Below are 19,069 nucleotides of genomic sequence, written 5' to 3' on the forward strand. Positions count from 1 at the left end.
GGTGGGTGTGTCAGCTGTCGTTGTCCAGCTCGTAGCCCGGCTGGAGGGCCTGCTGGATGCGTTGGTACCGGGCGAAGGCCCGGTCGTAGGCGTCGGCGTCGGCGGCGCTCGGCCGGCAGGTCGTGACCGTGCCCTGCACCAGCCGTGGCGCGTCGGCGAGCCGCGGCAGCCAGCCGAGCTGTGCCGCGGCGAGCAGCGCACCGCCGAGCGAGGAGTCCGCGGCGGGGCGGACGTGGACGTCGGTGCGCAGGACGTCCGCCATGATCTGCGCCCAGACGGCGCTCTTGGCACCGCCCCCGATGAGCGACGCCTGGGGGATGGGCGGGGCGTCCGTGCCACGCGCCTCCCGCATCGACATGGCGACGCCCTCCATGACGGCGCGGGCCAGGTGGCCGCGGCCGTGCGCCGAGGCGAGACCCACGAAGGACGCACGCAGCGCGGCGTTCCAGTGCGGGGCGCGTTCGCCGTTGAGGTACGGGTGGAAGGTGACGCCGTCCGAGCCCGGGGGGACCTGGGCCGCATCGTCGTCGAGGCGTGAGTAGAAGGAGCCGTCGGACTCCCCGCCGGCGAGCGTCCTGGCGAGCCACGCGAAGGACGCGGCGGCGGAGTTAGTCGCCGAGTTCAGGTAGTACGTCCCAGCGATCAGGTAGGGGTAGCTGATCACGCCCGCCTCGGCGGACGGCTGGTCCTCGACGTGCGAGACGTTTCCGGCCGTGGCGAGCTTGAGGGTGTGGTCGCCCGGCTCGACGCAGCCGGCGGCGAGCAGCTCGACGGCGGTGTCGGCCGACCCGGTGACCACCTGGACGTCGGCGTCGAGCCCGAGCTCTGCGGCCACCTCGGGGGCGACCGTGCCGAGGGCGGCGTCGGGGGCGACGACCTCGGGCATGGCGGCGGGGGACAAGCCCGCCAGCTCCAGCAGCTCGGGCACCCAGGTACGGTCCTCCGGCGCGTACAGCAGGGTGCCCGAGGCGTCGACGTGGTCGGTCGTGTGGTGCGGCAGGAACGCGTGCCGCACGAAGTCCTTCATGAACAGCACCCGGCGGGTGGTGCGCAGGACGTCAGGCTCGTGCGTGCCGAGCCACTGCAGCTGCGGGAGCGTCCAGGTGGCCGCGGGGACGTTGCGGCACCGCGCCCAGATCAGCTCGCCGTGGGTCTCGGCGGTCCGCCGCGCCGTCGCTGCGCTGCGCTGGTCCGTCCACATGATCGCCCGCCGCAGCGGCGTCATGCTCTCGTCGCACAGGACCGCGACGTGGTGCGGCGCGGAGAACGCCAGCGCTCGCAGCCGTACCGGTTCCTCGGCGGCTGAGATCCGCAGGGCGTCGTGGAGGCCGCGGCGCGCGGCGGAGACCCAGTCGCGCGGATCCTGCTCGGCCCAGCCGGGCTGGTCGTAGTGCGTCGGGTAGCCGTGGTAGGTGGCGGCCCTGACCCGGCCGTCGGCGTCCAGCAGGGTCACCTTGCAGCCGCTGGTGCCGGTGTCGATCCCGGCGACGACGTCGATCGCGCTCACGAGGTTCCCCTCACGACGATCTTCCCGACGGCGGCCCCGGCCTCGACCCGGCGCAGGCCGTGCTCGAGCACGTCCTCGAACGCGATCTCGTGGGTGATGAGCGGCTCGAACCGGTCGCCGTGCGCCGCCAGCAGCGCCGCGGCCTCCTCGATGTCGGTCCGGGTGTAGACCCGCGAGCCGCGGAGCGTGAGCTCCTTGGAGATGACGGCCATGCCGTCCAGCTCGTTGGTCGCCTTGGGGAGACCGACCTGGCTGATCGTCCCGCCGCCGTCGACGGCGGTGACGAGGGTGCGCAGCCCCACGACGGTGCCCGTCGCCTCGAGGCCGGCGTCGTACCCGCTCCCGACGGCGGCGGCGTCCGGGATGACGTCGTGGCCGGCGGCGCGCAGCATCTCCTGGCGAAAGGCGTTGTTCTCCACGATGTGCGGGTGGTGGCCGCTGACGGTGAGGATGGTGGCCGCCAGCCACCCGATCGGACCGCCGCCGAACACGAGGACGGAGGCGGCCTCCGGCAGGGCGCCCAGTGCGCCGACGGCGTGGGACGCGACGGCGATCGGCTCGACCAACGCGCCCAGGCGAGGGCTCACGCCGTCGGGTAGCGCGATCAGCCTGTCGGCGGGGATGGCGACGACCTCGGCCAGGCTCCCGTCGGTGTCGACGCCGAGGATCTGCAGTTGGGGGCAGCGGTTGTAGTGCGGGCCCGTGCAGGCCCGGCACTGGCGGCAGGTGCGCAGCGGCTCGACGACGACGTGCTGGCCGGGCTGCCATGCGTCGGTGCCGGAGGAGACGACGGTGCCCACGAACTCGTGGCCGAGCGTGACCGGCGGACGCACCCGCGGGTGCAGACCGTGCGCGACGTGGACGTCGGTTCCGCAGATCCCGGTGTACGTGGGGTGGAGGAGCACCTCGCCCGCCGCGAGGTCGGGCCGTGGGACGGCCTCGATCCGGACGTCCTCGCCCGTGTACCGGACGGCGCGCATGGTCGCGCCGGTCACAGCGCCAGCCCCAGCTTCCCGGGGTTCATGATGCGGGCCGGGTCCAGCGTGTCCTTGATCTGCTGGACGAGCCGGTGGCCGGTGGGCGACTGCTCGGACATCAGCCAGCCGAGCTTGAGGCCGATGCCGTGGTGCTCGTTGAGCACCCCGCCGTGCCGGAGGTTGACCCGCGAGCAGTCCGCCCACACCTGGTTGTGCAGGCGCAGCGCCTCCTCCGCGGACTCCGGCGGCGAGTCGATGTAGAACCGGTCGTAGATCATGGTTCCCCACGGGTACCAGTGGGAGAAATGGGCGGTGTACTGGGGCGACCAGGCGGCGTACTTCTCGTGCAGCAGCGCCTTCTTCGCCTCGTACAGCGGGAGGATGGAGCGGTAGTCGGTGACCGTCTCGACCGTCCCGTACAGCTGCGGGTAGCCGGGCTGGAGCGGTGGCTTGTAGAAGTCGTAGCGGTGCTCCCACCAGTGAGCGCCCTCGGCCTCGCCGGCCAGCTGCCCGCCGCACTCGGTGACGATCCGCTCGATGTGCGCCATCTCGGCGCCGGCCAGGTCCTCCTCGCCGTCGGTCATCACCACGAGGTTCACGCCCGAGACGCGATGCCCCGTGCTCTGCAGCGACTTCACGGTGGCGCCCTCGTCGTACAGCCGCATGACGGCCGGGCGCAGCCGCCGGGTCATGACACGCCGGCCGGCCTCCAGCCCTTCTGCGACGCCGGGGAAGGTCACCATCTGGAACCGGCGGGAGGCCGGGATCGGGTCGAGCCGGATGCGCACGCGGGTGATGACGCCGAGCGTGCCCTCCGATCCCACGAAGAGCTGGAGCAGGCCCGGCCCGGCCGCGTGGTTCGGGTGGGCGAGGGTGTCGAGCACCTCGCCGGTCGGGAGGACGACCTCCACCGAGAGCACCATGTCCTCGGCCTTGCCGTACTTGGTCGACATCACCCCGGACCCGCGGGCCGCGAGATAGCCGCCGAGGCTCGAGATGTCGACCGACGACGGGTAGTGGGCGAGCATCAGACCGCGCTCGTTGAGCAGGTTCTCCAGCACCCGCCCGTTGATGCCAGGCTGGGCGTCGAGCACGAGCGAGGTCTCGTCGATCTCGTAGATCCGGTCCATCCGCCCCAGGTCGAGCACGATGCCGCCGTACGGGGTGGAGGCACCGCCCTGGGTGCCCGAGCCGCCGCCGCGGGGGACGACCGGGATCCGGTAGGTGTGGCAGACCCTCATGACGCCCGCCACCTCGGCGGTGGACGCCGGGCGGACGATGAAGGCGGGGCTCGGGACGTCCTCGCCGCGTGCCTGCCACATGTGCGTCAGCCAGTACTGGTCCACGGCTGCACGTGAGCGGGCCTCCTCCTCGCCGATCACGTGGTCGACACCGACGATGTCCTCGAGATACGAGCGGAGATTCGCCAGCTGGTACCCGGTGTGCGGCCTCATGCGGCGGCCCTGCGCCGCGCGGTGGTCGGGTACGTCGATGGGCCGGCCAGTTGCATCAGCTCACTCCTTCGTGACTCGTATAGACGTCTATATGTATAGACGCGCACGCAACTCGTCAAGCCCCGTCTCGAATGGCGTTGTCGATTCCGGGGAGGAGCCGGCTCTTTCGGGGACGCGAACGCCTACGGCGTCGACAGCTCGGGCTTCTTCACCCGCGCACCGGGATGGTCGCTGTCGCCGGTCACGACGTGGTGACCACGGCGCGGCCGGTGATCTCGCCGCGAGCGAGTGCCTGGTAGGCGTCGTCGACGTCGTCGAGGTCGTACCGGCGGGTCACGAGGCCGACGGCGTCGAAGTCGCCCGCCGCGGCTGCCTGCACGACGGCGGGCAGGTCCGCCCTGGTCCGGGCACCGAAGGACCCGACCACCGAGTAGCCGCGCCGGACGAGCGGGGTGATCTCGACCTCGCCCACCTCGGCGCCGGGCGCGATCCCGACCGCCACCATCCGGCCGCCGTCGGCCAGCAGGCCGAGCGCCTGGCGGAAGGTGGCCGGCCGGCCCAGCGCCTCGAAGGCGACGTCGACGCCGCGTCCGCCGGTGATCTCGCGAACGGCCTCGGCCGCGTCACGGTCCGCGGAGTTGACGGTGTGGGTCGCGCCGAGGCGGCGTGCCGCCTCGAGCTTCTCGTCGACGACGTCGATCGCGATGACGGGATCGGCCCCGGCCGCGCGGGCGAGCTGCAGCAGCCCGGACCCGACGCCGCCGGCGGCGACGACGGCGACCGACTGGTCGGCCGTGAGCTGCGCGGCCCGGTGCACGGCGCCGTAGGCGGTGAACGCGGCGCACCCGAGGACCGCTGCTGAGACGGGTTCGAGGTCCGCCGGCAGGGCGGTGAGCGCCGAGAGGGGGACCACGGCGTAGTCGGCCAGGCCGCCCATCGAGTACATCGCGAGGAACGACCCGTCGGCGCGTGTCAGCCGGCTCTCGCCGTCGTACAGCGTGCCGCGGAGACGGTTCTGGGCGAAGAAGGCGTCGCACATGTCGTCCCGGCCGCGGCGGCACGCGTCGCACCGCGTGCACGGCATGATGAACGCGCCCACCACGTCGCTGCCGACCGCGAGGTCGCCGGCCTGCTCGGTGCCCTCGCCGATCGCGACGATCGTGCCGCTGATCTCGTGGCCGAGGACGGCGGGCCGTGGGAACGCGACCTCGCTCTTGATGACGTGCAGGTCTGTGTGGCAGACCCCGCAGGACCGGATCCGCACCAGCGCCTCGTCCGCCCGCGGCGTCGGGACGGGGACCTCCTCGACCCGCAGCCGCGGCTCGTCGTCCACCAGGACGGCGGCGCGCATGGTCGCTGGTACGGGGGTGGCCGCTGTGGGTGCCTGCTCGGTCATGGTTCCTCCACGTCCTCGTGTCGGTGGGTTCGCCGCTCAGCCTGGCCCGGCCGGCGCCGGGCGGCAACGACAGTCCAGCACATCCGGCACGGACCGGTGCCGATCCGGCCCGGCGGCGGCCCCGGGTCGCCATACTGGAGAGGCGTGCCCGGCCGTGGCGCGCGGGCACCACCGAGGAGCGCGCATGCTGCGTCGGGCGGCGATCGTCGTGGGCGGGATCACGCTGGTGTGTGCCGGCTGGGCCGGCATGATCCTGGTGGGCATGCGGACCCAGGACCGTCGGATCCTGGGCGTGGTGCGGCGCTTCAACCGGGACGTGACCAACAAGCTGCAGCTGAGCGGTCCGGCCGGCGGGCCGGGGGCGTACGCCGCGATCATCCGGCACCGCGGCCGGAAGAGCGGGCGCGAGTACGCCACGCCGGTGGGCGCACAGCCGGTCGACGGCGGCTACCTCTTCGCCCTCCCGTACGGCCTGCGCACGGACTGGCTGCAGAACGTCCTCGCCGCGGGGACCGCCACGCTCATGCACGAGGGCCAGACCGTCGAGGTGGACAGCCCGGAGCTGTTGACCATCGAGGAGGCCAACCAGTACTTCGAGCCGTCCGACCAGTGGATGCACCGCACGTTCGGGGTGCGCAACTTCCTTCGGCTGCGGCGCGTCTCGCCGTAGCGCGCCCCGCGCGGCCAGGCACGGGCTGCCGCTAGCGTGGGGTGATGAGGTTCGGCAGCGAGAGCCGGCACGACGGCGAGGACGGCAACCCGTCGGGCCCGCCCACGTGGCGGGCCGGGGACCTCGTGGCCGAGGCGGCGCCGGTCCGCGTGGGCTTCCGCGGACGACGGTCGGTCACGGGGGTGCGGCTCGACGCCCGCGGCTGGCAGGCGCATCTGCGGGTCGATGAGCTGCGCGCCATGATCTCCGGCCGCGTCGGCGTCGTGGAGTCCCACGGCGACGGCCCGTTGCTGTTCCTGGCCCGCGTGGGGGCCGCGGCGCCCGACTCGATCGCCGCCGGGCAGACCGCCGGTCTGCCGCCGGACGCCGTCGCGCTGCTGCCGGCCAAGGAGGGCGTGCCGCCCGCGGCCGTGCTGGACGCCGAGGCCTTCGAGAGCTTCGCGCGATGGGTCGAGACGATCCCCGAGCACCGGTAGTCGCGTCCCGGCGGTACGACGCAGCACGTCGTTCCGCTCATCGGAAGTCGGCCTCCGGGGCCGTTCTGCGCACGCCACGATGCACCCGTTCGTGCCAGAACCTCGAAGGAGAGTGTTCGATGAGACGTCAGGCCATCGCGTGGATCGCCGCGCTCGCCAGCTCCGTGTCGCTCGCCGCGTGCTCCGGCTCGTCCGGGTCCGACGAGCCGGAGGGAGGAGGCGGGGGAGAGGGCGAGGAGCTGCAGACCGTCCGCCTCGCCGCCGTACCCGTGGTGGACCTGGCGGCGATCTACATCGGGATGAACGAGGGCTACTTCGAGGAGCAGGGCCTTCAGATCGACATCACCTACGGGCAGGGGAGCGCGGCGATGATCCCGGCCCTGCTCAACGACGAGTACGACATCCAGTTCGCCGGCTCGGTCAACCTCCTGCAGGCGACGGACCAGGGCCTCCCGCTGCAGGCGATCGCACCCGCGGGCCGCTCCACGGGCGTGCAGGGCGAGGACCACGGCGGGGTGCTCGTCCCACCCGACAGCGACATCCAGCGGCCCGCCGATCTCGAGGGTCGCACCGTCGCGGTCAACGCGCTCGGCGGCCTGCACGAGGTGTGCGTCTGGGCGGCGGTCGCCGAGGACGGTGGGGACCCGAGCACGATCGACTTCGTCGAGCTGCCCCTGCAGGACATGAACTCGGCGCTCGGGTCCGGCCAGGTGGACGCGATCTCCACCTCCGAGCCGTTCTACGGGATCGGGTTGGACGAGGGGAACCGGCTGGTCACCAGCGTCTTCGTCGACACCGTGCCGGATCACATGGTGACGGCGGTCTACATGGTCACCGAGGAGAAGGCGCAGGCCGACCCGGAGATGATCGACGCCTTCGTCGCCGGGCTGGAGCAGTCCTTCGCCCACGCGCGTGAGCACCCGGACGAGGTGCGTGCGGAGCTGAGCAACTTCACGGAGATCGAGGCCGGTCTGACCGAGTCGATGATCCTCACGGACTTCACCTGGGGCCTGACCCGGGAGGACCTGGCGGTCGTCGCGGACGCCTCGGCGCAGGCGGAGACCATCGACGACCCGGAGGCAGCCACCGACCGCGCGGCCGGGTACCTCGACGGGCAGGGCTGAGCCGGCCTCGGGACGCGGCGGCGGCGAGCATTGCCGCCGTCGCGTCGTCGTGCCAGGCTGCCTCCTGGGACGGCAAGGGGGCTGACCATGACCACGACGACGGAGACGTCCTCGACGACGGCAGCCGGGCTGCCCCACCAGCTGATGCTCGTCGTCGTCCGGCGCCTCCTCGTCGGGGTGCTGGTCATGGCGTTCGTCTACGCGTTCCTGACCACGGCGTCGGCGGGCTCCTGTGCCGGCGCGGGACAGTCGACCGACGTGGTTCCGCAGTGCGTCGACCTGACGATGGGACCGAGCAACGCCGTCTTCGTCGCCCTGGCCGCGATCGTCCTGTGGGGTGTGGCCGCGGCCGCGAAGCGGATGACCGAGGTGGCGGCCGTCGAGGTCCTCGACCGAGCACGGTTCCTCGCCCTCGGACTGGTGATGCTCTCGATCGTGATCGCCCAGGTGTGGCTGCGCCTGATCCCGATCCAGGAGTGGTTCGAGCTCAGCTGGGTGGTCTACCCGTTCCCCTTCGCCGACGTCGAGGTCGACGTGACGCCGATGCGGCGCTGATCTCGATGAATTTTCATCGAGGGTTTGCGGGACCACGGTGCGGATCCCGCGGGTTCGGGGTCACGTCGGCGATGTGCCATGCGGCCGGCGGCTCCCTACTATGGCCGACCAGCTCCGGGGCGACTGCCGGAGCAGTCGCCGACCGGGAAGGACAGCTCTGCCCATGGAGAGCTTGACCGCGAGCCTCGCGAGCTTCAACGACGGGCTCTGGCTCTACCTCATCATCCCCATCCTCGCGGCGCTGAGTCTGTACTTCACGGTCCGCTCGGGCGTGGTGCAGATCCGGATGCTGCCGGACATGTTCCGGGCAGTGGTCGCCAAGCCGCGGCAGGAGGAGGGGCGCGGGGAGCCGGTCTCCTCCTTCCAGGCCTTCGCGATCTCCGCCGCCGCGCGCATCGGCACCGGCAACATCGTCGGCGTGGCCACGGCCATCGCGCTCGGGGGCCCGGGCGCCATCTTCTGGATGTGGGTCATGGGCACCCTCGTCGGCGCCGCCAGCTTCGTGGAGTCCACGCTCGCCCAGCTGTACAAGGTCAAGGACGGGCAGGACTACCGCGGTGGACCGGCGTACTACATGGAGCGCGGTCTGCGAGCCCGGTGGATGGGTCTGCTGTTCGCCGTCGTGATCATCCTGACCTTCAGCTTCGTCTTCAACTCGGTTCAGGCCAACACGATCGCCGGCGCCATCGGCACCTCCGCCGAGGCGGCCCTCGGCCAGACGCCGGGCTGGCTGGCCGCCGTGGTCGGTGTGGCGCTCGTGGCGCTCGTCGCGGCGATCGTCTTCGGGGGCCTGCACCGGATCGCGAACACCGCCCAGATGCTCGTGCCGCTCATGGTGATCATCTACCTGGTGCTCGGCATCGTCGTCGTGGCTCTGAACATCGACCGGGTGCCCGGTGTCGTCGAGACGATCTTCGCCCACGCGTTCGGCCTGCGGGAGATCGCCGCGGCCGGCATCGGGACCGCGATCTCGCAGGGTGTGCGCCGCGGCATGTTCTCCAACGAGGCGGGCCTCGGCTCCGCCCCGAACGCGGCGGCGACCGCGACGGTCTCCCACCCGGTGAAGCAGGGCCTCGTGCAGACCCTCGGCGTCTACCTCGACACCCTCATCGTCTGCTCCATCACCGCGTTCATCGTGCTGGTCTCCAACCCCAGCTACGGCGAGAACGCAGGCCCGACCATGACGCAGCGGGCGCTCGAGACCAGCCTCGGCGGCTGGTCACTCCACGTGCTGACGGTCGTCATCCTGCTTGTGGCCTTCACCTCGGTGCTCGGGAACTACTACTACGGCGAGTCGAACGTCGCGTTCCTGAGCCGACGGCGCAGCGTGCTGACCGGCTACCGGGTCATCTTCCTGGTCATCGCGTTCCTCGGGGCCATCACCTCGGCGGAGCTGGTGTGGACCCTCGCGGACACCACGATGGCGCTCATGGCCCTGGTCAACCTGGCCGCGATCGCCCCGCTGAGTCCGGTGGCGTTCCGGCTGATGCGCGACTTCGTCGCGCAACGCAAGCAGGGGCGTGACCCGGTCTTCACGCGCGACCTCATGCCGGACATCTCCGGCGTCGAGTGCTGGGAGCCGGAGAAGCCGCACACACCACCCGCCGACGAGCCTCGTGAGGGTCGAGCTCTGCCCTAGGGTTCCGCCATGAGCTACGGCCCCGGGCCGGCACAGTCGCCCGCTCCCGGCGAGTCCGACGCACGCCTCACGCACCCTGCGCAGCCGTCGCCGTGGGGGAGCGGGGGTACGCGGGAGACGGCCGAGCGCTGGGCCGTGGCCGCGGTCCTGGTACTCGCGGCGAGCGAGTACGTGACCGTCGGACGGCAGCTTGCCTTCTCGGGGACGGACCTGGATCTCGGGTTCACCCAGAACAACGTCGTGTGGATCATCGCGGCGAACGCCATGTGGGCGACCGCGCTGCTCGCCGCGGCCGCCGCTGCCACCCGTGCCGCCCGTGTGGTGGTGCTGGCCGGCGTGGTGGCGGGCCTGCACCTGCTCGCCCTGCTGGGGATCCTCGTGGTGCAGGCAGTCCTGGGCGCCGAGAGGCATCTCATGGCCCAGACCGTGGACGGGCTCGTCCTGGTGGTCGCGGCTCTGGTGGCGGTGCTGCTGGGCGGTCTCGGCCGGAGCCGGGACAGGACCGGACGGCGCTCGACGTCGTTCGCACTTGGCGGCGTCCTGCTGCCGTTGGGGGCGATGGTCGTGCTGGACGTCCTCCGGATGGTCGAGCTCGCGACCGAGAGCGACTTCCTGACGTCGTTCGTGCTGAGCGAGCTGTACGGCGCCGCGGCGTTCTTGGGGGTGCTGCTGACAGGTCTGCGGTCCCGGGCCACCCGGTGGGCCGGCGTCGCGGTCTTCGTCCTGGGCGCCGTCTACACGGCCTACTACCTCGTGCAAGCCGTCCTGGGGGGCTATCCCGGGGCGGAGGTCGACTTGGTAGCCAACGTGCTCTACCTCGTCGGCTGGCTCGCGGCGCTCGTGCTCGGGATCCTCGCGGCGCGGAGCACACGGAGCACGCGGAGCAGCGGGCGCCTGTAGCCGTTCCGTCTGGGTGGTCTAAGGCGTGCTGTCCCGTCAGCCCGGTGCGGTGAGGCGTGTGTCGTGCTGGCGGACCTCGAACGGCTCGGTGGTCTGAGTCGTGATGCCGATGCCGGCGACCGGCTGCCACGGTCCGCCGGCGACGCTGTACTCACCAATCCAGCGCGTGCTCAGCGTGATCTGCCGCATCACCGCGGGACCGCCCGCGTCGGTGGCGTCGGTGTAGGTGTGATGGACGGTGTGGTGTGGATAGGGCGCGCCAGGATCCTCGGTGGTGAATACGGTGCCGTCGCCGTAGTCCCAGGTGTAGTCGAACGGAATCACGTGGACCTGGACAGGGGTGCCTAGGACCTCGGTGTCGATGTACTGCTCCGAAGCCTGCGTGTAGGCGATCGTCTCGATGTTCACGAGGACCCAGTCGCTGGCGGGCTGCATCACCAGGCCGCCCGGATCGATTGGCAGGCTGGCGAAGTCCTCTGCGGTGAAGACGATCGGCTCGGGTGCTGCGGCGTCAGGTTGCCCGGTCTCCTCGTCCTCTTCTGGTGGACCTTGCGCCCACGCGCACAGCGGGTCGACACTCCATCCCTCCGAGTTTGGCTCCGGGCAGTCGAGCTCCTCGGTCGCGACGGCTTCCGTCGCGTCGGGCGCCTGCGAGGGCGAGCTGGATCCAGCCGGCACAGTCGGCGGCTCCGGCGGTGCTGGGGGATCGGACGTTGCCGGTTCCTCCTCCGGGGCGCCGCCCTCGGTCCAGCCCTCGACATTTGCCCGGTCGCCGGTGATGTCAGCGACCACATCGGCCTCGGGGACAGGCAATCCCTCCGCGGAACTCGCCGTGGTCGCCGCGCCGGCGAGCAGCGTGATCGTCGCGACTATAGTCAAGACCGGACGTCCCATCAGCCGTCCGCCTCGCCTTGCTCTTCGTTGTTGTTAGCGACTTCGCGCACTAACCAGCCGTCGGCATCGCGCGCGAGCGCCATGTCGGCGTTCATCTCCGTACCGCTGGACTCAGCGAGGGTGTCGCCTCCTTCGCCAATGTGCGTCAGTGGTTCCTGAGTGCCTTCGACATGGACGTTGAAGTAGAGGTCGCCCTCACCGGGGGGCGTGGCCTCGATGACGTCGAGACGGATCATCCCGCCTTCCGCATGGCCGCCCGCATCGTGGAGTTCAGTGACGCGGTCGACCACGGTTTGACACGTCGCACACTCGGGATGGGACAGGTCTCGCCATTCGTCGAGATCCCCGGTGGCATAGGCGTAGGAATAGAGGCTCCAGAAATACCGCGCCGCCTCTTCGGCGCCGTGCTCATCGTCGCGGGCGATTGCCGCTCCGGGCTCGGGGTGGCGGGTCTCGGGCGGTGGGTGAGTCGGGGTCTGCGTGGGGTCTTCGCTCCCGCCGTCGCAGGACGCGATTCCGATGGTGACCAGCACGGCCGCACAGAGGACTGCAAGTCTGGGACGACGTCGGACCCCCTGCATGGCAGGTGACCGTATCCGACCGTGACCCTTCGCGGCCAGAGAGCGGGGCCACCTGTGGACGAGCTCGGCTCGCGCTTCCGCGGAAGCGCGTCAGCTGGCTCGTCGTCTGGCCATCGCCCAGTTCTCGGCCACCACGGAGACGCTGTATTCGAGGTCGAGGTGGCCGCCGTTGATCGGTGCCAGCGAAGGAGCGTCGGCAGTCGCGGGCAGCACGTCGGGAGCGGTCGGCGCAGCGGACTCCGGTACAGCCGTCACCCGAGAGCCGTTCTCTGAGACGAACGCGAGGTCGTCTCCATGGCCGCGGGCAATCTCGAACCCGCCCTCGTGATGCAGCCTGTGGTGCTGACCGCAGAGCAGGACCAGATTGTCCAGGTCGGTCGGCCCGCCGTCCGCCCAGTGCACGATGTGGTGCGCATGGACATACCGCCGGCGTTCGCAGCCCGGGAACCTGCAGCCCTGGTCGCGGTCCCAGAGCGCCCGGAACTGGGCGGCGTTCGGGGTCCTCCGACGTCGCCCGACGTCCAGCGTCCGTCCGCGGAGCCGGTTCGGCGTGAGCGAGCATCCGGGCTCCTCCTCGTGGAGCTGGACGACGACTCCGGTGTCACACGTGAGGCGTCGCGCCGTCTCGGGATGGAGTGCGAGGCCCTGCTCCAGCCGCGGACCGAGCAGGTCCTTCTCCTGCCGTTCCGATTGCTGCGCCTCCGCGGAAGCGAGGTCGCCGGGGGTCACGTGGATGACGGTCTCGCTCCGCCGTGAGCCGCGAGCCACGGCGTGCTCGAGCTGACCAGGCAACTCGGGTTCCTGCGCCCCGACGTCCGACTGCTCGCACACCAGGACCAGCGCGTCGACGAGAGCACGACCGGCGACGACGTGCCGGTCTTCACGGGACTCGGCGAGGTGGGCGCGGTCCAGCTCATCCTGCGCCCTGCGCAGTGCCTCGAGGATCGCCGCGCCATCCTCGGGAGAGCACCTGCCGCTGAAGGAGATGGAGCCGTCCGCCTCGTTGCGAAACGTCAGGTGCCGCCGGTCGTGACGCTCGTTCACGTCCACGACGGACATCGCTGTCCGGACACCCGAGCAGAACCGGTCGAGCTGGTTCGCGGTGGCCGAGTGGGCGATCTGCAGCAGATCCTCTTCGGTCTCCGTCGTCGCGACCCGCGAGATCGCGCGGACCTTGGAGTACGACAGCCGCCCAGCCGCGAACGCTTCCGTGACCATCGGCAGCGCGGGCAGTGCTCGCGCGATCCGGACATGCTCCCTCGCCGTGCTGGCGGACATGCCGCAACGCCAGGACAGCCACTGTGCCGTCGACACCATCCCGCGGGCACGAGCCCATCCCCCGCGGGCGTCGAACTCGGCAAGGACCAGCAGGAATGTGCATGTGGCTGCGGCGATACCTGCCGCAAGGGAGCTGAGCTCGGACTCGACCTCGTCCAAGCTCCGCTGTTTGCGGGGCTGCTGCTTGCAGGGCTGGTTGCCGAGCTCCTCATCACGCGCCGGGGCCGGCGCGTCCATCACCACGACCATGTGGCACCTCCTTCGAATACCTGTTCGAAGTCTACGAGGCGGGTCTGACGTGCCGCGGTCGGGCGTCCGGTGTGCGCTTCAGCGGAAGCGCGGGAGGTCGAAGGCGGCCGGGGAGTTGCACCCATCGGCACACCGCACGCTGTGCTCTATCGTCCCTGGTCATGAGCTCACCGCCAGGGTCGCCCTACCAGCCGTACGCCGCGGCGTCGTGGGGATCTGCGAACGCTTCGTCACCGTGGGGGAGTGGGGGAACGAACGACGCGGCCAACCGCCTGGCGCTCGCCGCCGCCGTCGTGCTGGCCGCGCTGGAGCTGGTGACTGTCGCGCATCACCTGCTGTGGAACGCGGGCGCCGCCTCCGCTTTCGGCCTCGCGACCCCGTGGTGGGTCCTGGCGATGACGGCCGTGTGGGCAGTCGCCGCATTCGGCGCGGCAGCCGCCGCCACTCGTTCGGGAAGCCTGGCGCTGGCGGCCGGTGCGATCGGCGGACTCAACCTGCTGCTCCTGCTGGTGCTCGTCGTCGCGCGGCCGGGCCTGGGAGCGGAGGAGACGCTGCCGCGTGAGGCGTTCGAGGGCCTCGTCGTCATGGTCGCCGCCCTTGTGGCCGCCACGATGGCGTACCTCGGCCACCGGCGCGACAGAGCCGGCCGCGCGTCGGCGGCGTTCGCCGTCATCGGTGTGGGGGTGCCGCTTGCGGCGGCGGTCGTGACCGACGTCGTGCGCATGTCCCAGGGCGTGGGCGCGAGCTTCATGGGGCCATGGGTCCTGCTGGCCCATCTCTACACCGTGGTCTGGTTCGGGGCGATCCTCCTGGTCGGCCTGCGCGCCCGGGCCACGCGGTGGATGGCGGTGGCAGCCTGCGTCGTCGGCCTGCTGCGTGGGTCCGTGTACGTCATCGAGTGGGTGATCGGGGAGGTGTCGGGCACGTCCCTCCAACTCATGACGGACGCGCTCTACCCCCTCGGCTGGCTGGTCGCCCTGGTGCTCGCCGTCCTCGCCGCCCGGCGGACCCGGAACACCGGCAGGCTGTAGCCGCCGGCAGGTCGCTCACCTGGCCCGCAGCACCGCCGGTCCGGGCCGCCCGGCCGCCAGCTCGACGACGACGCGCCCGTCCCGGGCGGTCGCCGAGCACCACGCGGGCTCCACCGGGGTGACGCGGAGCTGGCCCGCCCCGGTCAGGGCGACCGCCCCGCCCTCGCCGTCGAGCCGATCCACGAAGACGAGGGTCTCCCCGCCGTTGCGCACGGTGCGGACCCAGCCGTCGGCGGCGTCGAGCTGGACGGAGGTCGGCTCGGCGCCGGCGAGGGCGGGCTTCGCGACGGCCATCCAGCGGCCCATCTCGCTCAGCGCCGCACGCTGGTTCTCCGGGATGGTCCCGTCGGCCTTCGGACCAATGTTCAGCAGGAAGTGACCGCCGCGGGAGACCACGTCCGTCAGGTGCCGGGCGATCGCCGGGCCGTCGAGGCAGTGCTCGGGTCCCTCGACCTGGTTGTAGCCGAAGGACAGGCCGATCCCGCGGTTGTTCTCCCACTGCGCCTCGGCCTCGGCCGCGCGGCCCGCCTGGTACTCGCTGGTGGCGTAGTCGTGGTGGAAGTCGCGGCCCCCGAACCGGTCGTTGACCAGGCCGTCGGGGTTCTTCGCGTAGAAGTCCTCGAAGAGGGCGCCGAGGCCGTGCTCGCCGAAGTGCTTCCCGGCGTCGGGCCAGTTGATGTCGTTCCAGAGGATGTCCGGGTCGAACCGGTCGATCAGGTCCCGCAGGTGGAGGTAGGCGTAGCGCGCGTACTCGGCGTCCTTCGGGCGGCCGGTGTCGTGGACGCTGGCGTCGTCCAGGTGCGGCGGCATCGGGCGGTAGTGCCAGTCCAGGCCGCCGGAGTAGTACAGGCCGAGGTGCAGGCCCTGCCGCTCGGCGGCCTCCGCGATCTCCCCGATCAGGTCCCGGCGCGGCCCGCGGTGCACCGTGTTCCGGGTGCCGGTCTCGGGTGCGTCCCACAGGGCGATGCCGTCGTGGTGCTTCGTCGTGGGGACCACGTAGTCGGCGCCCGCCTCGGCGATCAGCCGCATGACGTCGTCGGCGTCGAAGTGCTCGGCGCGCCACGCGTCGAGGAAGTCGTCGTAGTCGGCGTCGCTGTAGACCTCGCGGTGGTGCTGCTGCGCCGGGCTGCCGTCGATGCGGATCGTGTTGAAGTACCACTCGGCGTAGGCGTTGTGCGCGAACCACTCGCGGGAGTCCTCCACGGTCCCCAGCTCGCCGGTCGGCTCCGCCCAGGCGGGCACGGAGTACGCGCCCCAGTGGATGAAGATCCCGAACGGGGACGTGCGGTACCAGTCCGGCGTCGGGCGGCGGAGGGCGTGCCAGCGGGCGGTGTCCGTCATCGAGTGGGTCCCTTTCGTCGTGGTCGTGCGTGCGGGAGTCAGCGGCCGCCGAAGCCGCCGAGGTTGACGCCGTGCGCCAGCTGCTTCTGCATGGCGACGACGATGAGCAGGCTCGGGATGACGGCGAGCGTGGCGGCCGCCATGAGCGGTCCCCAGTCGGTGCCGCGCTCGCCGGAGAACATCTGCAGGCCGAGCGGGAGGGTTGCCATCTCCTGGTCATACACGATGATCAGCGGCCACAGGAAGCTGTTCCAGTACTCGATGAACAGGAACGCGCCGACGATGGCGAGCGGGGCCCGCAGCAGCGGCGCGATGACGTGGATGAGGGTCCGCAGCTGCCCGGCGCCGTCGATCCGGGCTGCCTCCTCGTAGTCCCGCGGCAGGGTGAGGAGGAACTGGCGCAGCATGAACGCGCCGAAGGCGCCGAACGCGAACGGCAGGATGAGCGCGGCGTAGGTGTTCACCATCTCGGCGCGGCTGGCCATGATGTACAGCGGGATGACGAGGACCTCCTGCGGCAGCACGAGGGTGCCGAGGAAGACCAGGAACAGCCGGTCCCGGTACCGGAACCGCAGCCGGGCGAACGCGTAGGCCGAGAGCAGCGAGACGATCACCGCGAGCAGGGCGCCGCCGGCGGCCACGAGGAAGCTGTTGAGCAGGATCCGGGCGAACGGCGTGTCCGTCCACACCGCGGCGTAGTTCGACCACTCCACGCGGGAGCCGACGAGGCTGCCGCCGCTGGAGAGCACCTCGAGGCTCGGCTTGAGGGAGCTGGCGAACATCCACAGGAACGGGAAGAAGAACCCGATCCCGACGACGATGATGCCGATGCGGCTGAGCACGGACTTAGCTGTCATAGCTCACCCACCTCCTCTGGCCCGCGAACTGCAGGGCGGTGACGAGCATGACGAAGACGAACAGCACCCAGGCCAGCGCGGAGGCGTAGCCCAGGTCGTGGAACGAGAAGCCCTGGCTGTACAGGTAGAGCACCAGGGTGTTGGTGGCATCGCCGGGTCCGCCGGCGGTGAGCATGTACGGCTGGGTGAACACCTTGAAGGCGCCGATGACCGTCATGATCGTGCAGAAGAAGATGGCGGGGGACAGCAGCGGGAAGACGACGCGCGCGAACCGGGTCCAGCCGATCGCGCCGTCGACGGTCGCCGCCTCCAGGACGATCGGGCTGATGTTGTTCAGGCCCGCGCTGAGCACCACGATGTTGTAGCCGATGCCCTGCCAGATCGACATCGCGACCAGGGAGACCATCGCCAGCGCCGGCTCGCCGAGCCATGACGGACCGTCGATCCCGAGGAGGCCGAGGGCCGAGTTGACGATGCCGCCGTCGTCGAGCATGAGGCGCCAGACCAGGGCGTTGGCGACCATCGGCACGACGACCGGGACGAAGAACAGGATCCGGAAGAACGGCGCCCAGGAGCCGAGGCGCTGCAGCCAGACCGCCAGCGCGGTGGCCAGGACCAGGTTGAGCGCGGTGTAGGCGACGGTGAAGAGCACCGTGTTGAACAGGACGCGCCAGAACACCGGGTCATCGGTGAGCATCTCCCGGTAGTGCTCGAGCCCGAGGAACTCCCCGACGCCGAAGAGCGGCCAGTCGAAGAAGCTGATCGTCAGCGACGCCAGCAGCGGCACCACGATGAACAGCACGAAGCCGGTCATCCCCGGGGCGAGGTAGCGCAGCGCCAGGCGGCCGTCGCTCATCGGACGGACTCCTGCAGCATGGTGAGGATCTCCTCCGCCGAGCGGTTCCCGCGGTAGCCCTCGCTGGAGTAGCGGGTGAAGGTGGTCTCCAGCTCGTTCCAGGTGGGTGTGGTCTCCAGCGGCACCCCGGAGGCGAGCAGCGTCTCGACGACGGCGACGTCCTCCTCGGGCTTGCCCTCCGCCCAGGCGTCCACGGACTCCTCGATGGACGGCACGGTGCCGCGGGTGCGCCCGACCTCGCCGACCACCTCCGGGGTGGTGATCTGCATGATCTTCTCGAAGGCGGCCTCGGGGTCGTCGCAGGAGTGGGAGATCCCGAAGCCCGAGCCCTGGATGTTGCCCTGCGGCTGCCCGGACCTGGACGGCACGACGGCGATCCCCACCTCGGCGTCGGTCTCGGTGGTGAGCGTCTCGTAGAACCAGGGGCCGTCGATGATCATCGCGGCGTTGCCGGAGGTGAACTCCTGCAGGTGGATGTCGGACGGGTCGCCGGACTGCGGCGGGCTGGCCACGCCGTGCTCGGCGACGAGGTCGAAGGAGAACTGCATGTCCTCCACGAACCCGGGGTCGGTCAGCTGCAGCTCGCCGTCCGCGACGGGCACGTTGCCGTTGGCGGACGCCAGAGGGACGCCGGGTCCGCCGGTGAAGACGGGCGGCACCGCCAGGCCGTACCGGCCGTCCCGGGTCAGCGCCTGGGCGTCGGAGAGGAACTGCTCGGTGGTGTAGTCCAGGCCGGGCTCCTCCAGGCCGGCCTCGGCGAAGAGGTCCTTGTTGTAGTACAGGACCACCGGCTCGGCGTCGTAGGGGATGGCCCGCACGGTGCCGTCGATGGTCAGCGCGTCGATCATCGCGTCGTTGTAGTCGTCCAGGTCCAGGCCGTGCTGGGCGGCGAGGTCGTCGAGCGGCATGAGGATGTCGTCGAGCTCCTGGGCGCGGGCGGCCTGGGTGGTCAGGAGGCACGGGGCGTCCGCCGCTCCCATGCGGGTGTGCACCGTGGTCCAGTAGTCGTCGTAGCTCGGTCCCTCGAGGCGCAGGCGGAAGTCGGGGTCCTCCTGCTGCGCCGCGGTGATGAAGGCCTCCCACTGCGCGCGGTCGCTCGCGTTGCTGATCCACGTGTACATCGAGGAGGCCTCGTCACCGGTACCACGGTTCCCGCAGGCGGCGAGCAGGACGGTGGCCAGGCCCGCAGCGCCGACGACGGCGAGCTTCCGAGCGTTCGTTGCCATGCTCTGGGATCGGCCTTCCGAGTGTGACCGCACCGGGCTACGTTGCTGTGCAGGCGCG

18 protein-coding genes are annotated in these 19,069 nt (G+C 71.1%); 7 read left to right on the forward strand and 11 right to left on the reverse strand.

The window, feature by feature from the left end:
* Positions 1-10 precede the first annotated feature (10 nt).
* The 4 genes from ACFQQL_RS11130 to ACFQQL_RS11145 all read right to left on the reverse strand — a co-directional run bounded on the left by ACFQQL_RS11130 (position 11) and on the right by ACFQQL_RS11145 (position 5,334).
* On the reverse strand, positions 11-1,507 hold the full coding sequence (locus tag ACFQQL_RS11130) for a xylulokinase (RefSeq protein WP_382394301.1): 1,497 nt from the start codon (positions 1,505-1,507) through the stop codon (positions 11-13).
* Positions 1,504-2,502, reverse strand: coding sequence for a zinc-dependent alcohol dehydrogenase (locus ACFQQL_RS11135; RefSeq protein WP_382394303.1), 999 nt, complete (start codon positions 2,500-2,502; stop codon positions 1,504-1,506). The genes ACFQQL_RS11130 and ACFQQL_RS11135 overlap by 4 nt, the downstream gene beginning before the upstream one ends.
* Entirely contained in the window at positions 2,499-3,938 is a 1,440-nt protein-coding gene (locus ACFQQL_RS11140; protein ID WP_382394305.1) for an FAD-binding oxidoreductase, read from the reverse strand. The genes ACFQQL_RS11135 and ACFQQL_RS11140 overlap by 4 nt, the downstream gene beginning before the upstream one ends.
* 241 nt (positions 3,939-4,179) lie before the next feature.
* Positions 4,180-5,334: a zinc-binding dehydrogenase gene (locus tag ACFQQL_RS11145; RefSeq protein WP_382394307.1), complete on the reverse strand. Its 1,155-nt coding sequence runs from the start codon at positions 5,332-5,334 to the stop codon at positions 4,180-4,182.
* A 184-nt stretch (positions 5,335-5,518) separates the two neighbouring features.
* On the opposite strand from ACFQQL_RS11145, the gene ACFQQL_RS11150 reads away from it, so the two are divergent.
* From ACFQQL_RS11150 to ACFQQL_RS11175, 6 genes are all read left to right on the forward strand, one after another.
* A complete protein-coding gene (locus ACFQQL_RS11150; protein WP_382394309.1) occupies positions 5,519-6,004 on the forward strand; it encodes a PNPOx family protein in 486 nt (161 codons plus the stop codon).
* Positions 6,005-6,048: 44 nt separating this feature from the next.
* Positions 6,049-6,480 (forward strand): hypothetical protein, encoded by a 432-nt coding sequence (locus ACFQQL_RS11155; RefSeq protein ID WP_382394311.1) that lies wholly within the window; start codon positions 6,049-6,051, stop codon positions 6,478-6,480.
* Positions 6,481-6,599: 119 nt separating this feature from the next.
* Positions 6,600-7,604, forward strand: coding sequence for an ABC transporter substrate-binding protein (locus tag ACFQQL_RS11160; RefSeq protein WP_382394313.1), 1,005 nt, complete (start codon positions 6,600-6,602; stop codon positions 7,602-7,604).
* A gap of 87 nt (positions 7,605-7,691) precedes the next feature.
* Positions 7,692-8,159: a hypothetical protein gene (locus ACFQQL_RS11165; protein WP_382394315.1), complete on the forward strand. Its 468-nt coding sequence runs from the start codon at positions 7,692-7,694 to the stop codon at positions 8,157-8,159.
* Positions 8,160-8,322: 163 nt separating this feature from the next.
* A complete protein-coding gene (locus ACFQQL_RS11170; protein WP_382394317.1) occupies positions 8,323-9,798 on the forward strand; it encodes an alanine/glycine:cation symporter family protein in 1,476 nt (491 codons plus the stop codon).
* 9 nt (positions 9,799-9,807) lie between these two features.
* Positions 9,808-10,698: a hypothetical protein gene (locus tag ACFQQL_RS11175; RefSeq protein WP_382394319.1), complete on the forward strand. Its 891-nt coding sequence runs from the start codon at positions 9,808-9,810 to the stop codon at positions 10,696-10,698.
* 36 nt (positions 10,699-10,734) lie between these two features.
* Here the strand turns inward: ACFQQL_RS11175 and ACFQQL_RS11180 are convergent, their stop codons facing one another.
* From ACFQQL_RS11180 to ACFQQL_RS11190, 3 genes are all read right to left on the reverse strand, one after another.
* On the reverse strand, positions 10,735-11,592 hold the full coding sequence (locus ACFQQL_RS11180; RefSeq protein WP_382394321.1) for a hypothetical protein: 858 nt from the start codon (positions 11,590-11,592) through the stop codon (positions 10,735-10,737).
* Positions 11,592-12,125, reverse strand: coding sequence for a DUF6318 family protein (locus ACFQQL_RS11185; protein ID WP_382394323.1), 534 nt, complete (start codon positions 12,123-12,125; stop codon positions 11,592-11,594). The genes ACFQQL_RS11180 and ACFQQL_RS11185 overlap by 1 nt, the downstream gene beginning before the upstream one ends.
* Before the next feature lie 138 nt (positions 12,126-12,263).
* On the reverse strand, positions 12,264-13,700 hold the full coding sequence (locus ACFQQL_RS11190) for an HNH endonuclease signature motif containing protein (protein WP_382394325.1): 1,437 nt from the start codon (positions 13,698-13,700) through the stop codon (positions 12,264-12,266).
* 161 nt (positions 13,701-13,861) lie between these two features.
* On the opposite strand from ACFQQL_RS11190, the gene ACFQQL_RS11195 reads away from it, so the two are divergent.
* Positions 13,862-14,731 carry a hypothetical protein gene (locus ACFQQL_RS11195; RefSeq protein WP_382394327.1) on the forward strand — a complete coding sequence of 290 codons (870 nt, stop codon included), beginning with the start codon at positions 13,862-13,864 and terminating at the stop codon, positions 14,729-14,731.
* A 15-nt stretch (positions 14,732-14,746) separates the two neighbouring features.
* Here ACFQQL_RS11195 and ACFQQL_RS11200 read toward each other — a convergent pair whose 3' ends face one another.
* Genes ACFQQL_RS11200 through ACFQQL_RS11215 form a run of 4 tightly spaced genes read right to left on the reverse strand, consistent with a single transcriptional unit; the run spans position 14,747 to position 19,011 of the window.
* Positions 14,747-16,072: an alpha-L-fucosidase gene (locus ACFQQL_RS11200; protein WP_382394329.1), complete on the reverse strand. Its 1,326-nt coding sequence runs from the start codon at positions 16,070-16,072 to the stop codon at positions 14,747-14,749.
* A gap of 38 nt (positions 16,073-16,110) precedes the next feature.
* Positions 16,111-16,929: a carbohydrate ABC transporter permease gene (locus tag ACFQQL_RS11205; protein WP_382394331.1), complete on the reverse strand. Its 819-nt coding sequence runs from the start codon at positions 16,927-16,929 to the stop codon at positions 16,111-16,113.
* Positions 16,919-17,785, reverse strand: coding sequence for a carbohydrate ABC transporter permease (locus tag ACFQQL_RS11210; protein WP_382394333.1), 867 nt, complete (start codon positions 17,783-17,785; stop codon positions 16,919-16,921). Before ACFQQL_RS11210 ends, ACFQQL_RS11205 begins: the two co-directional genes overlap by 11 nt.
* Positions 17,782-19,011, reverse strand: coding sequence for an ABC transporter substrate-binding protein (locus ACFQQL_RS11215; RefSeq protein ID WP_382394335.1), 1,230 nt, complete (start codon positions 19,009-19,011; stop codon positions 17,782-17,784). Before ACFQQL_RS11215 ends, ACFQQL_RS11210 begins: the two co-directional genes overlap by 4 nt.
* Between the last annotated feature and the right edge of the window lie 58 nt (positions 19,012-19,069).

Source organism: Georgenia alba, from assembly GCF_042665525.1.
Taxonomy (GTDB): domain Bacteria; phylum Actinomycetota; class Actinomycetes; order Actinomycetales; family Actinomycetaceae; genus Allobogoriella; species Allobogoriella alba.

Bases quoted from the DNA above. Each gene is read 5' to 3' on its own strand.
- ACFQQL_RS11140 (WP_382394305.1), bottom strand. From the start codon at position 3,938: ATGAGGCCGCACACCGGGTACCAGCTGGCGAATCTCCGCTCGTATCTC.
- ACFQQL_RS11145 (WP_382394307.1), bottom strand. From the start codon at position 5,334: ATGACCGAGCAGGCACCCACAGCGGCCACCCCCGTACCAGCGACCATG.
- ACFQQL_RS11150 (WP_382394309.1), top strand. From the start codon at position 5,519: ATGCTGCGTCGGGCGGCGATCGTCGTGGGCGGGATCACGCTGGTGTGT.
- ACFQQL_RS11155 (WP_382394311.1), top strand. From the start codon at position 6,049: ATGAGGTTCGGCAGCGAGAGCCGGCACGACGGCGAGGACGGCAACCCG.
- ACFQQL_RS11160 (WP_382394313.1), top strand. From the start codon at position 6,600: ATGAGACGTCAGGCCATCGCGTGGATCGCCGCGCTCGCCAGCTCCGTG.
- ACFQQL_RS11165 (WP_382394315.1), top strand. From the start codon at position 7,692: ATGACCACGACGACGGAGACGTCCTCGACGACGGCAGCCGGGCTGCCC.
- ACFQQL_RS11170 (WP_382394317.1), top strand. From the start codon at position 8,323: ATGGAGAGCTTGACCGCGAGCCTCGCGAGCTTCAACGACGGGCTCTGG.
- ACFQQL_RS11175 (WP_382394319.1), top strand. From the start codon at position 9,808: ATGAGCTACGGCCCCGGGCCGGCACAGTCGCCCGCTCCCGGCGAGTCC.
- ACFQQL_RS11180 (WP_382394321.1), bottom strand. From the start codon at position 11,592: ATGGGACGTCCGGTCTTGACTATAGTCGCGACGATCACGCTGCTCGCC.
- ACFQQL_RS11190 (WP_382394325.1), bottom strand. From the start codon at position 13,700: ATGGTCGTGGTGATGGACGCGCCGGCCCCGGCGCGTGATGAGGAGCTC.
- ACFQQL_RS11195 (WP_382394327.1), top strand. From the start codon at position 13,862: ATGAGCTCACCGCCAGGGTCGCCCTACCAGCCGTACGCCGCGGCGTCG.
- ACFQQL_RS11200 (WP_382394329.1), bottom strand. From the start codon at position 16,072: ATGACGGACACCGCCCGCTGGCACGCCCTCCGCCGCCCGACGCCGGAC.
- ACFQQL_RS11205 (WP_382394331.1), bottom strand. From the start codon at position 16,929: ATGACAGCTAAGTCCGTGCTCAGCCGCATCGGCATCATCGTCGTCGGG.
- ACFQQL_RS11210 (WP_382394333.1), bottom strand. From the start codon at position 17,785: ATGAGCGACGGCCGCCTGGCGCTGCGCTACCTCGCCCCGGGGATGACC.
- ACFQQL_RS11215 (WP_382394335.1), bottom strand. From the start codon at position 19,011: ATGGCAACGAACGCTCGGAAGCTCGCCGTCGTCGGCGCTGCGGGCCTG.